Origin of the sequence: Flagellimonas ulvae, from assembly GCF_049333175.1 — a bacterium.
Classification (GTDB): domain Bacteria; phylum Bacteroidota; class Bacteroidia; order Flavobacteriales; family Flavobacteriaceae; genus Flagellimonas.
This window is the reverse complement of sequence record NZ_CP186325.1, coordinates 1,865,897-1,879,489: the sequence shown is the minus strand read 5'-3', so window position 1 is coordinate 1,879,489 and position 13,593 is coordinate 1,865,897. Positions and strand designations below refer to the sequence as shown.

13 protein-coding genes are annotated in these 13,593 nt (G+C 39.5%); 4 read left to right on the top strand and 9 right to left on the bottom strand.

What is annotated here, in order from left to right:
• Nucleotides 1-133: 133 nt before the first annotated feature.
• Nucleotides 134-3,052 (bottom strand): aminomethyl-transferring glycine dehydrogenase, encoded by a 2,919-nt coding sequence (gene gcvP / locus ACOKFD_RS08690; protein WP_422860859.1) that lies wholly within the window; start codon nucleotides 3,050-3,052, stop codon nucleotides 134-136.
• Between the two features lie 124 nt (nucleotides 3,053-3,176).
• On the opposite strand from gcvP, the gene ACOKFD_RS08685 reads away from it, so the two are divergent.
• Nucleotides 3,177-3,998: a hypothetical protein gene (locus tag ACOKFD_RS08685; RefSeq protein WP_422860858.1), complete on the top strand. Its 822-nt coding sequence runs from the start codon at nucleotides 3,177-3,179 to the stop codon at nucleotides 3,996-3,998.
• Here ACOKFD_RS08685 and ACOKFD_RS08680 read toward each other — a convergent pair.
• The 8 genes from ACOKFD_RS08680 to ACOKFD_RS08645 all read right to left on the bottom strand — a co-directional run bounded on the left by ACOKFD_RS08680 (nucleotide 3,995) and on the right by ACOKFD_RS08645 (nucleotide 10,649).
• Nucleotides 3,995-4,225 carry a hypothetical protein gene (locus ACOKFD_RS08680; protein ID WP_422860857.1) on the bottom strand — a complete coding sequence of 77 codons (231 nt, stop codon included), beginning with the start codon at nucleotides 4,223-4,225 and terminating at the stop codon, nucleotides 3,995-3,997. The genes ACOKFD_RS08685 and ACOKFD_RS08680 overlap by 4 nt on opposite strands.
• 4 nt (nucleotides 4,226-4,229) lie before the next feature.
• Nucleotides 4,230-4,784 (bottom strand): sigma-70 family RNA polymerase sigma factor, encoded by a 555-nt coding sequence (locus ACOKFD_RS08675; protein ID WP_299000131.1) that lies wholly within the window; start codon nucleotides 4,782-4,784, stop codon nucleotides 4,230-4,232.
• 181 nt (nucleotides 4,785-4,965) lie between these two features.
• A complete protein-coding gene (locus ACOKFD_RS08670) occupies nucleotides 4,966-5,853 on the bottom strand; it encodes an SAM-dependent methyltransferase (protein WP_422860856.1) in 888 nt (295 codons plus the stop codon).
• 11 nt (nucleotides 5,854-5,864) lie between these two features.
• Nucleotides 5,865-6,305, bottom strand: a complete 441-nt coding sequence (locus tag ACOKFD_RS08665; RefSeq protein WP_422860855.1) for a hypothetical protein — start codon at nucleotides 6,303-6,305, stop codon at nucleotides 5,865-5,867.
• A gap of 52 nt (nucleotides 6,306-6,357) precedes the next feature.
• On the bottom strand, nucleotides 6,358-6,861 hold the full coding sequence (locus ACOKFD_RS08660; RefSeq protein ID WP_299000127.1) for a MarR family transcriptional regulator: 504 nt from the start codon (nucleotides 6,859-6,861) through the stop codon (nucleotides 6,358-6,360).
• 56 nt (nucleotides 6,862-6,917) lie between these two features.
• Nucleotides 6,918-8,948, bottom strand: coding sequence for a M3 family metallopeptidase (locus ACOKFD_RS08655; RefSeq protein ID WP_422860854.1), 2,031 nt, complete (start codon nucleotides 8,946-8,948; stop codon nucleotides 6,918-6,920).
• 49 nt (nucleotides 8,949-8,997) lie between these two features.
• On the bottom strand, nucleotides 8,998-9,489 hold the full coding sequence (gene purE, locus ACOKFD_RS08650; protein WP_106145013.1) for a 5-(carboxyamino)imidazole ribonucleotide mutase: 492 nt from the start codon (nucleotides 9,487-9,489) through the stop codon (nucleotides 8,998-9,000).
• Nucleotides 9,490-9,494: 5 nt separating this feature from the next.
• A complete protein-coding gene (locus tag ACOKFD_RS08645) occupies nucleotides 9,495-10,649 on the bottom strand; it encodes a 5-(carboxyamino)imidazole ribonucleotide synthase (RefSeq protein WP_422860853.1) in 1,155 nt (384 codons plus the stop codon).
• Between the two features lie 117 nt (nucleotides 10,650-10,766).
• Here ACOKFD_RS08645 and ACOKFD_RS08640 point away from each other — a divergent pair, with 117 nt between their 5' ends.
• The 3 genes from ACOKFD_RS08640 to ACOKFD_RS08630 are packed head-to-tail and all read left to right on the top strand — an operon-like array spanning nucleotide 10,767 to nucleotide 13,493.
• On the top strand, nucleotides 10,767-11,876 hold the full coding sequence (locus ACOKFD_RS08640) for an adenylate kinase (protein ID WP_422860852.1): 1,110 nt from the start codon (nucleotides 10,767-10,769) through the stop codon (nucleotides 11,874-11,876).
• 33 nt (nucleotides 11,877-11,909) lie between these two features.
• Complete coding sequence (gene obgE, locus ACOKFD_RS08635) at nucleotides 11,910-12,911, top strand: GTPase ObgE (protein ID WP_299000118.1); 1,002 nt, start codon at nucleotides 11,910-11,912, stop codon at nucleotides 12,909-12,911.
• Nucleotides 12,912-12,971: 60 nt separating this feature from the next.
• Nucleotides 12,972-13,493 (top strand): DUF4136 domain-containing protein, encoded by a 522-nt coding sequence (locus ACOKFD_RS08630; RefSeq protein ID WP_422860851.1) that lies wholly within the window; start codon nucleotides 12,972-12,974, stop codon nucleotides 13,491-13,493.
• The last annotated feature ends 100 nt before the right edge of the window (nucleotides 13,494-13,593 follow it).

The following is a 13,593-nucleotide window of genomic DNA, read 5'->3' as shown; positions in this document are numbered from 1 at the left end:
AATCCTAAATTTTATTATGCATGCATAATATTAAGTACGACGTTCAAGCGCTACTAAATTTAAGCTAATAAAAAACAAGGCACCAGACTTTATGAAAATCCAGTACCTTATATCAGTCATAGTGCTACTTTATCTAAGCCTCGGCGTATGCTTCGATGGGTGCGCAAGTACATATTAAATTACGATCCCCAAAAGCTTCATCCACTCTCCGAACTGTAGGCCAAAACTTGTTTTCACCTACATATTCCAATGGGAAAGCTGCTTTTTGCCGCGTATAGGGAAACTCCCAATGGTCACTTGTGACCATGTTCAAAGTGTGAGGTGCATTTTTAAGAACATTATCTGAATCGGCAGGGTTAGCCTCATCAATTTCTTCGCGGATAGCCAACATGGCATCACAAAATCTATCCAACTCGGCCAAACTCTCACTTTCCGTGGGTTCAATCATTATGGTTCCCGCAACAGGGAACGATACGGTTGGAGCATGAAAGCCGTAGTCCATCAATCTTTTGGCTATATCGGTCACTTCAATTCCATGGGCTTTAAAAGGTCTACAGTCGATTATCATTTCATGGGCCGCTCTGCCTCTTTCCCCAGTATAGAGCACGTCAAATTTACCTTTTAAGCGGTCCTTGATGTAGTTTGCATTTAAAATGGCAATTTTGGTAGCATCAGTCAGCCCTTTGGTCCCTAGCATTTTTATATATCCATACGAAATGAGGCATGCTAATGAACTGCCCCATGGAGCACCAGAAATTGCCGTAATGGCCTGTTCACCACCTGTTTTGATTATAGGATTGGTGGGAAGGAAAGGTTTTAATTGTTCTGCTACACAAATTGGCCCCACTCCTGGGCCCCCTCCTCCATGTGGAATGGCAAAAGTTTTATGTAGATTAAGGTGACATACATCTGCGCCAATAGTAGCCGGATTAGTCAACCCAACTTGAGCATTCATGTTGGCCCCGTCCATATACACCTGCCCTCCGTTATCATGAATAAGTTTAGTGATTCGTTTTATGGAAGATTCAAAAACCCCGTGTGTTGAGGGGTAGGTTATCATAAGTGCAGCGAGATTTTCAGAATGCTGAAGCACTTTCTCCTCTAAATCACCAACATCAATATTTCCTTGGTCATCGGTTTTGGTAACCACAACTTTCATTCCTGCCATTACTGCTGAAGCTGGGTTGGTACCGTGTGCCGAAGCAGGAATAATACAGATGGTACGGTGTTCCTCACCTCTCGATTTGTGATAAGCCCTTATGGTCATCAATCCAGCATATTCACCTTGGGCTCCGGAGTTGGGTTGTAACGAAGTAGCTGCGAAACCAGTGATTATATTTAGCTGCTGCTCCAATTCTTTTAAAACAATTTGATAACCTTCAGCTTGGTCAAGCGGTGCAAAAGGGTGGATATTGCCCCAATTAGCCCAACTTAAAGGAAGCATTTCAGAAGCCGCATTCAACTTCATGGTGCAGCTTCCCAATGAAATCATGGAATGATTTAATGCCAAATCTTTGCGTTCCAATTTTTTGATATAACGCATCAACTCTGTCTCGGAATGATAGGAATTGAAGACTTCATGTTCCAAAAAAGGAGTTTTGCGCTGCAAATTTTGAGGGATAAGATTATCCTTGGGTATGGATATTTTTGATTGACTCGAAATATGTGTAAAACCTTCTGAATCATGGTTTGAGAAATCCTCTTTGATTTTTGTCTTGTCACCACTAGACCTTTTTAATGCATTAAAACATTCATAAAGATTTACTAAGTCTTCTCCAGTTACAGCCTCATTCAGAGATATAGAAACAGATTTTTTATCAATATAATTTAAATTGATTCCTATGTGTTCTGTTATCTTCTTGAGTAAATAAACGTCTTCTACATGTACCTTTATTGTATCAAAATAACAAGAATTGAGCTGCTCAAAGCCTAAATGTTCAACCATTTCAGAGACTAATCTGGCATTGTTGTGAACTTTGGTTGCTATAAATTTTAATCCATTTGGACCATGATAGACCGCATACATTCCGGCCATTACCGCCAGCAATACCTGAGCTGTACAGATGTTGGAAGTAGCTTTATCCCTTTTGATGTGTTGCTCACGGGTTTGCAATGCCATGCGAAGTGCACGATTGCCATCCGTGTCCTTGGTCACACCAATAATCCTTCCCGGAATATTTCGTTTGTAATCTTCTTTCGTGGCAAAAAAGGCAGCGTGTGGGCCACCATACCCTAGTGGAATTCCAAAACGCTGAGTGGTACCCACGACTACATCAACACCCCATTCCCCTGGAGGAGTTAATAAAACCAAACTTAAAATATCAGCAGCAACGGCAACCTTAATATCATTTGCCTTTGCTTTTTCCACAAAGGAAGCATAGTCATGAACCTGACCGTGTTTTCCAGGATATTGAAGCAATGCTCCATAAAAATCAGTTGAGAAATCAAATTCTTCATGATTGCCCACAACCAATTCAATTCCTAAGGGATGTGAACGAGTCTGTAACAGACTTAGTGTTTGGGGTAGAATCTCTTCTGAAACGAAGAACTTTAGAATACCTTCTTTTTTTTGCTGTCTACTACGAACATCAAAAAGCATGGTCATGGCTTCAGCGGCTGCCGTACTTTCATCCAAAAGAGAGGCATTGGCAATTTCCATTCCAGTGAGGTCACAAATTGTGGTCTGGAAATTAAGAAGCGCTTCCAGTCTTCCTTGGGCGATTTCTGCTTGATAGGGGGTATAGGCGGTATACCAACCCGGATTCTCAAGAATATTTCTTTTGATTACGGAGGGAGTCAACGATTCATGGTATCCCAATCCAATATAGCTTTTAAATACCTTGTTTTTTTCAGATAGCTTCTGGATATGACTCAAAAACTCATGCTCACTTATGCCTTCAGGTAAGTCCAATGGAGATTTTAACCTGATGTCATTTGGAATGGTTTCTTGAATTAATTGTTCCATGTTTTCCACCCCAATGGTATCGAACATATGGGGCAAATCCTTTTCTGTGATTCCGTTGTGCCTAGATGCAAACACTTCTGTATTCATAGTCAGCTTATAAAGTCCACAAAATTAGCGATAAATTCAATGAAAATGGGCATTTTTGAGCTATGGCCCTTCAAAGTTGTTAACTGAAAATTAACCTTTAAGGGCGTTTCTTAAATTCTGTTTAATGCGTACGCTTCGGACCCTTTTCGACTTTTATTTGGATGCCAGTATTCATGTGGGTTTGGCGGTTACCGCACTGGTTATTACTTCTTCTCTTTTGTTAAACATTCCAGTTGAAAATGCGTTATTAGGGTTTTCATTTTTTTCGACGATTGTATGCTATAATTTCATCAAATATGGCGTGGAAGCCAAAAAATATCTCATTGTTTCTAAAACGTATCACAGGAAGATCCAGGTATTTAGTTTTTTGGGTTTCATTCCAACGGTTTTTTTCGCATCTCAATTGAGGCAGGAAGTTTTAGTTTACATTGCCGGACTGGGTATATTGTCTGGCCTATATGCCATTCCTTTTTTACCCAAAACCAAGAATCTTCGAAATCTTGCAGGCTTTAAAATCTATGTTGTTGCTTTGGTATGGGCAGGATTTACCGTTTTATTACCTGTGGTTCAACATCAATCTCCATTTAATTGGGATGTCGGAGTTATGCTTTTGCAACGATTCCTTTTGGTCATCATTCTAATGCTGCCTTTTGAAATACGGGATATGGAAACAGATTTTAAAGAATTATGGACTATTCCCCAGATTATTGGAATTCGAGGTGCCACGGTATTAGGAGTTGTACTTACCTTATTTTTTGTCCTGCTTACTTATTTTAAAGATTTTCTTTCTGTAAAAGAATTAGTATCAAGGATTCTGTTGGGAGTTGTTTTAATACCCATGCTTCTGGTATCCAAAAAAAAATCCAAATACTTTACGTCTTTTTGGATTGAGGCGGTACCCATATTCTGGGCTGTTTCAATTGTAGTTCTTTGGGAATTGAGCTAGGAGAGTTCTTTTAGCTTTTTCTTCATATTGTCTTTTTCATTTTCTGATAGTGTATCCAAACCAGCACGTTCACATAGGGAAGTCAGTTTCTTGTTCTTTGCAGAGAAATCAGAACACTCTTTGCTAAAGAGCAAATACACATTGAGTTGCAGCAATTCCCACCAGGTAGCTTCTCCATATTGACTTTTGGTGCAAATTTGCTTTGCCTTTTCAATAGATATTTTCATACGTCTAAAACCATGTTTGATTCATACAACCCATGAGCGATGTGCGTGCTCTATGGATCATAACCCATAAATTGGACGGGTTAATTCCCAATTCATTACAAATATCTTCCGTACTCATTCCCTGAATGGTCTTCATCTTAAAAACCAAGGACTGCTTTTTGGGCAATTTGGAAATGCAATCTTCGATAGCAAGTCCCAATTCCTCATTTTCAATAGTGTTGTCCCCATCTTTACTGAAAGGGTCAGCAACTTGTTCTTCCAACCAGTCACCTTCTGATTCTGATGATGCATTGTAATTGATGCGAACCTCAGCTTTTCCTTTGTTGGAGTTGATTTTGCGGTAGTGGTCAATCACTTTCCGTTTCAAAATTGCAATTAACCACGTGCGCTCAGCGGCATCACCTTTATAGTTTTTTGCCGAATTTAGTCCAGCAAAAAAAGTTTCCTGTACTAAATCTTTGGCAATTTCAGCATCGCTGACTCTTGCGATGGCATAATTAAAAAGGTAGTCTGCGTATAAATCTACCCAGCTGTCGGGATTGAGTGTGTGAGCTGCCATATTTGTTTGAAGTACCAAAAGTAATGGATTTTAGTTAATGATTTTATGTTTTGTCCATTACAAACGACTTCAAAAAGTATCACGAAATGTTCATGAAATACGTATTTAGCTATTTGTTAAGAAATTTTGGCTAGAATACTAAGAAAACAAATATGGTGGTACCCTAGTTAAACAATAAAGACTATTTTGAACAGCTTATCAGATAGTATCCAAAACTTTTCATGTGTAGGCCGGATAGCAATGCGTAAAAAGAACCCTTTAGATTATGCAAGCTTTCTTTCTTCAAAACTTTGTTTCTAAAAAGTTTTTTTAAAACGAAACCTAATATGGCAAAAGGTACATGCAACACGGATGGAGCGACCCTAAATGAAACGTCTTCTGCCTTTATGTTTTTAAATCCAGCTAGTCTAAGTTCGCGAACTACTTGATGTATATTCCCCAGTCTTTCCAAGCTCCAGTGATTACATAATTTTCTATAAGCCATAAGACTTCCATGACAGAGTTCATCTTCTTCTTTTTTCAAAAAAGCATCTGCAACTACCAATTTCCCTCCAGGCTTTAAGGTACGATATGCTTCTTTAAATGCCGAAATATTGTGGCCTGAGTGACAAAAACTTTCCATGGCAACGACACCATCAGCAGAGTCTGAAGGTAAAGAAGTATTGTTATAGTTCTGTTTTAGAATGACACCATTCATTGAGTTTAAAAGTCTATTGCCCTCTTTAACCTGAAAGTCTGACAAAGTGACCCCGATAGCGGAAAGTTTTGGTCTGGACTTTAGGGCATATCTCATTGTACCGCCCATTCCACAACCTAAATCCAACAAGAGACGTTTTTCGTTGTCAAGATTCAACCTGTTTAAAACCTGCTTGTTCATTTCATTAAGCATTTGGTCTCTTTTAAATGGACTTGTTCTAAAAAAATCATAGTAACCAAAATGCATGTTGAAATCCTTGCTCCAGAACTTATAATCTTCGGTAGCCTCATTATAGAAATCAACAATATCTACGTGGCTTCTTAATTTTTCTTCCGTTAAATCGTGTTGTTTTTCAAAAACCAATTCTTTCATGACTATAACTTTTAAGAGTTTGAATAAATCAGACAATTATTGATGAGCAACCAAGAAAATACCACTGCAAACAATACAAATAGGGTATTCATAAGATAACTTCCTATTTTGAAGAGGGGTTTCTGGGGTATAGTGTACATGGGATAATAAGCTATTTGTGTAGCAACCTTACCTACCCAGTAGGCGGCTACAAGCCCTGTTAAAGCGATGGAGAGCCGAGTGCCGCTCTGTAAATCTTCTGCAAGGAGAATTGCGATACAGCCAAACGAAAAATTGAGTCCTTGAATATAGCGACCATAGGTTTTGGCTATTTCTTGATTTAAGGGTTTGAGCTGTTTCATATCCGAATACCAATCAAATACCTTGTGCCTTATATATGGATAAATGATAGCTGTGAATATTTGACCTATTCCGCCCAGAACAATCAGCCAATTTGGAGTTTCGTAGTACATTCTTTTAATTTTTAAAGTTTCAGAAAATATTGAAAATATATATCAAAAAAAATTATTTAATGATTTTTAGTAGCGTAGAGCTTACCCAATTTTGTTTGTGATGAATGGCCTTGTTCAAAAGTGAATCAGCTGTTTTGGCTAAATCATGTAAGGCTTTCGTTTGTTTGATGAGTTCCTTTGTTTTCTCTGTACCATCATCTTTTATTGAACTGATTTCTTGAAGTGTTTTGATGACAGGTTGAATTTCCCTTCGACTTCTTTCTTCAGCAATAATCCTAGCCAATTCTTGTACATCTTTTTCCGTAGAAAAATACTCCTTGCGCTCACCGGCCTTCAATTCCTTCTTTACGATGCCCCAATCAATTAGTTGACGGACATTCATGCTTGTATTACCTCTGGAAATCTGAAGCTCTTCCATAATCTCTTCGGTGGTCAAGGACTTCGTCGAAATAAAGAGTAAAGCTTGTATTTGGGCCATAGCTTTATTGATGCCCCACAGCGTACCCAGGCTACCCCAGGTGCTAATGAACTTATCTTTTGCCTCTTGATATTCCATAAGACAAAGATAGCATTATTTTTGTATTTTCAAAAATTATTGAAAGTTTAAAAATATTATGCAGTCCTCTTAATTAACCCCGCACGCTCCAATAAAGGTTCAATTTTAGGTTCTGCCCCACGAAAACGCTTGTATAAAGTCATTGGGTTTTCCGTACCTCCTTTGGAAAGTACATGGTTTTTGAATTTATCCGCAACCTCTTTGTTGAAGATGCCATTCTCCTTAAAATAGGCAAAGGCATCGGCGTCCAAAACTTCTGCCCATTTGTAGCTGTAGTATCCTGAAGAATATCCTCCTTGGAAAATATGTGAAAAGGCCGTACTCATACAAGTTTCAGGCGTATCCGGGAACAGGCGTGTTGATTCAAAAGCCTTGGTTTCATGGTCTTTTACGTTTGTGATATGGGATGGGTCTGAACCATGCCATTCCATATCCAAAAATCCAAAACTTAGTTGGCGCAACGTGGCCATTCCTTCATGAAAAGTAGAAGAATCCTTTATTTTTTGAACCAATTCCATAGGAATCAACTCTCCCGTTTCATAGTGATGTGCGAACAGTTCCAAGGCTTCCTTCTCGTAACACCAGTTTTCCATCACCTGGCTGGGTAGCTCTACGAAATCCCAATACACTGAAGTTCCAGAGAGGGTCGGGTAGGTAGTGTTGGCCAACATTCCATGCAAAGCATGCCCAAATTCATGGAAAAGTGTAATTACTTCATTAAATGTGAGCAAAGAAGGTTTGGTTTCGGTCGGTTTTGTGAAATTACAGACGTTTGAAATATGTGGTCTGCTATTTTCCCCGTTTTGAATATATTGAGATTTATATGAAGTCATCCACGCTCCACCTCGTTTTCCCGGTCTAGGATGAAAATCCGCATAGAAAAGCGAGACCATATTATCATTACCATCGTAAACTTCATAAGTTTTTACCTCCTCATGGTACTTTTCAATAGTAAATACTTCCTTGAAGTTGAGGTCAAATAGCTTTTCAGCCACTTTAAAAACACCATCAATGACATTTTCCAACTTAAAATAAGGTTTCAATTTTTCATCATCCAAATCGAATTTCTCTTGTTTCAACTTTTCGGCATAATAGGCACTATCCCATTTTTCCAGGCGTTCAATACCATCGATTTTTTTGGCAAATGCCTCCAGTTCAGCAAACTCTTTTTCAGCTGCTGGTTTGGCTTTTTCCAAAAGTTCATTCAGAAAGCCGAAAACTTTTTTAGGGGTCTCTGCCATACGCTCTTCCAAAACAAAATGCGCATGGGACTCATAGCCCAACAGATTGGCCCTTTCATGTCGTAGATTTACAATTTTTAGTACGTTTTGCTGATTATCCAGTTCATCTTTATGAAAACCTTTGCTTCCAAAGGCCGAAGAAAGTTCCTTTCTCAATGCTCGATTTTCTGCATATTTCATGAAAGGGATATAGCTGGGATAATCCAAAGTTACCAGCCAACCCTCTTTTTCTTTTGATTTGGCCAATTGCGCTGCGGCTTCTTTTGCACCTTCGGGAAGTCCTTTTAACAGTTCCTCTTCCACTAGGTGCATTTCGTATTTGTTGGTTTCAGCCAATACGTTTTCTCCAAACTTTAGTTTGAGTTGTGCCAATTCCTTATCAATCTCCCTCAATCTTTTTTTGCCTTCTTCATTCAAATTGGCTCCATTGCGACTAAAACTTTTGTATCGCTTTTCCAAGAGTGTTTTCTCTTCTTCAGAAAGCTTAAGGGTATCTCGCTGTTCGTAAACCGATTTTATTCTTTGGAAAAGAGCTTCATTAAGTGTGATATCATTGCTGAACTCGGATAACAATGGCGAAACCTCTTGAGCAATTTTTTGAATCTCCTCATTGGTTTCTGCCGAGTTAAGGTTGAAAAACAAGCTCGAAATCCTATCCAGTTGCTGACCAGAAAAATCCAATGCCATCAAGGTATTTTCGAAGGAAGGAGGTTCTGGGTTTTGGGTAATTTGGTCTATCTCCTTTTTAGCTTCTTCAATGGCTTGAAGAAAAGCGGGTTTAAAATGTTCATTTTTTATTTGCTCAAAGGGAGCTTTATCGAAAGGAGTTAATAAGGGGTTGCTCATTAATAAATTTTATAGGGAATAGTTCTCAATCGTAATGAAACAGACAATTTTATTTTTTGTTTTTTACTTCTTCTGCACCTTTGATTACTTTTTCTTTAAGGCCTTGTTTATAGACTTCAATTTTATCCAGAACACACTTATCTGAAGAACCAATAATCTGGGCTGCTAAGATTCCTGCATTTTTTGCGCCATTTAGGGCAACCGTAGCAACGGGGACACCACCCGGCATCTGAAGTATAGAAAGCACGGAGTCCCATCCATCAATCGAATTGCTACTTTTTACAGGCACACCTATTACTGGAAGAGGCGACAAAGAGGCCACCATACCCGGAAGATGTGCAGCGCCTCCTGCACCAGCAATGATTACGGAATAGCCATTCTTGTGGGCGTTCTTTCCAAAATCAAATAATTTTTCAGGGGTTCTGTGGGCAGAAACTATATCTACATCTACAGGAATATCAAATCCTTTTAGGATTTCTACAGCGTCCTGCATTACGGGAAGGTCGCTGGTACTTCCCATGATTACGGCTACTTTGCTCATATAAATTATTGACTTATCACTTTGATTATTTCTTTTGCCTCTTGCGCCTTTGCTCTTGCTTTGGACATGTCTTCGTCCACTATGGTGACATGGCCCATTTTACGAAACGGACGTGTTTGTTTTTTGCCATATATGTGAGGCGTAACTCCATCCATTTTCAAAATATCGTTCATGTTCTGGTATATCACATCTCCGATATGCCCCTCTGAACCTACCAAATTTACCATCACTCCTGCTACCTTGCTATCTGTTTTTCCCAGAGGAAGTCCTAGAATTGCACGTATATGTTGCTCAAATTGATTGGTGTAACTGGCTTCAATGCTATAATGCCCACTGTTATGAGGTCTTGGAGCCACTTCGTTTACTAAAATATCGTCATCTTGAGTTTGGAACATTTCCACAGCTAACAGTCCAACATGCTCCATTTGTTCAGATACCTTTAAAGCAACGTCACGAGCCTTTTTTGCAACTGCTTCATCAATTCGAGCAGGACAAATTACATATTCTACCTGATTGGCCTCTGGATGAAACTCCATTTCCACCACAGGATATGTTTGTATGTTTCCTTCCGCATTTCGAGCTACAATGACGGCAAGTTCATTTTTAAAATCAACTAACTGCTCGGCAATACACTCTACATTGGGCAATTCCTGTAAATCGTCAATGCGCCTAACAATTTTAACTCCTTGCCCATCATATCCAAATTGGGCACTTTTCCATACAAAAGGGAGCTGAAGTCCACCATTGGAGATGCTATCCTCAATTTCCGAGGTATACGCAAATCGGGTAAATGGGGAAGTGGGAATATTATGGTCTACATAAAACAACTTCTGGTTTGCCTTGTTTTGTATGGTACGGAGTGTATGGGAAGAAGGATAGACAATGACACCCTCTTCCTCCAACTTTTCCAAGGCATACACATTTACGTTTTCAATTTCAATGGTTAAAACATCCACATCTTGACCGAATGTACAAACAGTTTCAAAATCCAATAAATCCCCTTGAACAAATTCATTACAGGCAATTTTACAAGGGGCCTCGGGAGATGGGTCCATTACCTTGGTTTGAATATCCCATTTTCTGGTTTCATACAACAACATTTTGCCTAATTGTCCGCCACCAAGAATACCCAATTTAAAATCTGAAGAGAAAAAATGCATTGACCTAATATTCGAATGAAAGCAAAAATACGTCAATTCATGAAAGCGGTAAAAGCCTTGGCAAGAAAGACCTCATAAAATGTTATCTTTGCCAACCTGATAAAACTGGCCATAGCTTTGATTAAACTTCACGACAAGTACTTCAAACCCTTTTTAAGAGAAGCGCAGATTTTGGAAGCTATCGACAAGATAGCTCATGAAATAGCGCAGGACTATAAGGATGAAGTGCCTGTTTTTGTGGGAGTGCTCAATGGAGCTTTTATGTTTGTATCCGATTTTCTAAAGGCCTATCCTCATCCGTGTGAAGTGTCCTTTGTCCGTTTAAGCTCATACCAAGGTTTGACATCAACCGGTATTGTGGAAAGTTTGTTGGACATACCAGATGATGTTGAAGGGAAAAGTGTCATTATCCTTGAAGATGTTATTGACACCGGGCGCACCTTAAAAAAATTGGTGCACCTATTTTCAAATACCAATGTCAAAGAATTTAAAATTGCATCCCTTTTTCATAAGCCAGATGTTTATAATGGAGAATACACCATTGATTACATTGGATTGGAAATCCCGGATAATTTTATAGTGGGTTACGGATTGGATTACAATGAATTGGGGCGTAATTTAAGGGAAATATATCAACTTAATGAATCACATATGATCAATCTAGTGCTATTTGGAAAGCCAGGAGCTGGAAAGGGAACCCAAGCCGGTTTTTTAAAGGAAAAGTATAATCTAAAACATATTTCTACCGGAGATGTTTTCCGGTATAATATCAAGAATGGAACTGAATTGGGAAAATTGGCCAAATCCTATATTGATAGAGGAGATTTGGTTCCTGATGAAGTTACGATAGACATGCTGAAGGACGAAGTGGAGAAAAACACTGAGGCTGCTGGATTCATTTTTGATGGATTCCCAAGAACCGCAGCACAGGCAGAAGCACTGGATAATTTTTTGGAGTCCAAAAATATGCAGGTGAATGCTACTATTGCACTTGAAGCGGAAGATGATATTTTGGTGGCCCGACTGTTGGAACGTGGAAAGGATAGCGGACGTTCTGATGATCAAGATGAAGACAAAATTCGAAATCGTTTTGACGAATACAATGCCAAAACAGCCCCCTTGCGTGCCTATTACGAAAAACAAGGAAAGTTTCATTCCGTTAACGGGATAGGGGAGATTTCTGAAATCACTGAGCGTTTGGGTAAGGTGATTGATTCTTTGGCATAGCAATTAGCCATTTTTATACTTTTTTGATACACAATGACCGAAGGTAATTTTGTCGATTATGTAAAAGTGCATATTGCCTCTGGAAATGGAGGTAAGGGTTCTGCGCATTTGCACCGTGAAAAGTATGTAGCCAAAGGCGGACCTGATGGAGGGGACGGTGGTCGTGGAGGTCATGTCATTGTTCGAGGCAACAAGAACCTTTGGACCTTAGTCCACTATAAATTCAAAAAACACTTTAAAGCAGGCCATGGAGAGCATGGTAGCAAAAATCGCAGCACTGGCGCCGATGGTACAGACGTATATCTGGAAGTTCCTTTGGGAACGGTAATACGGGACACGGAAACCAATAAAGTGTTACTGGAAATTACAGATGACCAAGAGGAAAAAATTATTTTAGAGGGTGGAAAGGGAGGCAGAGGTAATTGGCACTTTAAAAGTCCCACTAATCAAACCCCAAGATATGCCCAACCCGGAATTCCTGGAGATGAAGCACAGGTTACATTGGAATTAAAAGTTTTGGCGGATGTCGGCTTGGTTGGTTTTCCCAACGCAGGAAAATCTACGCTTCTCTCTGTTATGACTTCAGCAAAGCCCAAAATCGCTGATTATGAGTTCACCACCCTAAAACCCAATCTCGGCATTGTGGAACATCGAGACTTCTCAAGCTTTGTTATGGCCGACATTCCGGGAATTATTGAAGGAGCTGCCGAAGGGAAAGGTTTGGGACATTATTTTCTTCGACATATTGAGCGAAACGCTACCTTGCTTTTTTTGATTCCCGCGGATAGCAATGATATTTCCAAAGAATACGAAATCCTTCTTGATGAATTAAGGCGATATAATCCAGAACTTTTGGACAAAGAAAGGTTGGTCGCCATTTCCAAATGCGATATGTTGGATGAAGAACTAATGGCCGAAATGAAAGTGGAATTGGATAAAGACTTCAAAGATATCCCCTACCTATTTATTTCGTCAGTTGCCCAGATGGGAATTCAAGAGTTGAAGGATAAGCTGTGGGCGCTTTTGAACGATTAAATACATTCGGACTATTCTGAACCGGGCAGATTCAGTAACTTTAATAGAAATTTTTCAAGGATGAGATTTCTTCTTGGGTTGGCTATTATGATGTTGATTGTCTCTTGCAGCGCTGTCAAGGTAGACTATGACTTTGATCGTGATGTGGATTTCTCTAAATATTCTACTTACAACTACTTTTCCGATATGGAAACGGGGCTTAGTCAACTTGACGAAAGAAGACTTCTCCGGGTTTTGGATTCCACCTTGAAAACCAAAGGCTATCAATTGGCCGAGGAGCCCGATTTCTTTATTAACATTTTAAGCAATGAATTCCGAAGTGCCCCAAACAATGCAGTAGGTGTTGGCATTGGTGGAACCGGTAGAAATGTTGGGGGTGGGGTTTCACTTGGAATACCTGTGGGGAATTCTGGTTTGCAAAGAATGATTCAGTTTGATTTTGTGGACGCCGATCGTGATGCGCTTTTCTGGCAGGCCTTCAGCGAAAGCGGCTATCGAGACAATGGCTCTCCCAGCGTGAGGGAAGACAAGTTGCGCGCTGTGGTCAAAAAAGTGTTCTCAAAATACCCACCAGAGAAATAGGACTTCCGCTAAAGTTCGGGAAATTACCGTTTGTCATATTTTACTACTTACCAGAAGTCTCTTCCTATAATTTTGTCCCCGAAGTTTGTAACAAACACTA

What these genes read in the sequence shown, in the direction of transcription:
- gcvP (WP_422860859.1), bottom strand. Translation starts at nt 3,052, where the DNA reads ATGAATACAGAAGTGTTTGCATCTAGGCACAACGGAATCACAGAAAAG.
- purE (WP_106145013.1), bottom strand. Translation starts at nt 9,489, where the DNA reads ATGAGCAAAGTAGCCGTAATCATGGGAAGTACCAGCGACCTTCCCGTA.
- ACOKFD_RS08680 (WP_422860857.1), bottom strand. Translation starts at nt 4,225, where the DNA reads ATGAAAATATCTATTGAAAAGGCAAAGCAAATTTGCACCAAAAGTCAA.
- obgE (WP_299000118.1), top strand. Translation starts at nt 11,910, where the DNA reads ATGACCGAAGGTAATTTTGTCGATTATGTAAAAGTGCATATTGCCTCT.
- ACOKFD_RS08675 (WP_299000131.1), bottom strand. Translation starts at nt 4,784, where the DNA reads ATGGCAGCTCACACACTCAATCCCGACAGCTGGGTAGATTTATACGCA.
- ACOKFD_RS08670 (WP_422860856.1), bottom strand. Translation starts at nt 5,853, where the DNA reads ATGAAAGAATTGGTTTTTGAAAAACAACACGATTTAACGGAAGAAAAA.
- ACOKFD_RS08655 (WP_422860854.1), bottom strand. Translation starts at nt 8,948, where the DNA reads ATGAGCAACCCCTTATTAACTCCTTTCGATAAAGCTCCCTTTGAGCAA.
- ACOKFD_RS08645 (WP_422860853.1), bottom strand. Translation starts at nt 10,649, where the DNA reads ATGCATTTTTTCTCTTCAGATTTTAAATTGGGTATTCTTGGTGGCGGA.
- ACOKFD_RS08685 (WP_422860858.1), top strand. Translation starts at nt 3,177, where the DNA reads ATGCGTACGCTTCGGACCCTTTTCGACTTTTATTTGGATGCCAGTATT.
- ACOKFD_RS08660 (WP_299000127.1), bottom strand. Translation starts at nt 6,861, where the DNA reads ATGGAATATCAAGAGGCAAAAGATAAGTTCATTAGCACCTGGGGTAGC.
- ACOKFD_RS08665 (WP_422860855.1), bottom strand. Translation starts at nt 6,305, where the DNA reads ATGTACTACGAAACTCCAAATTGGCTGATTGTTCTGGGCGGAATAGGT.
- ACOKFD_RS08630 (WP_422860851.1), top strand. Translation starts at nt 12,972, where the DNA reads ATGAGATTTCTTCTTGGGTTGGCTATTATGATGTTGATTGTCTCTTGC.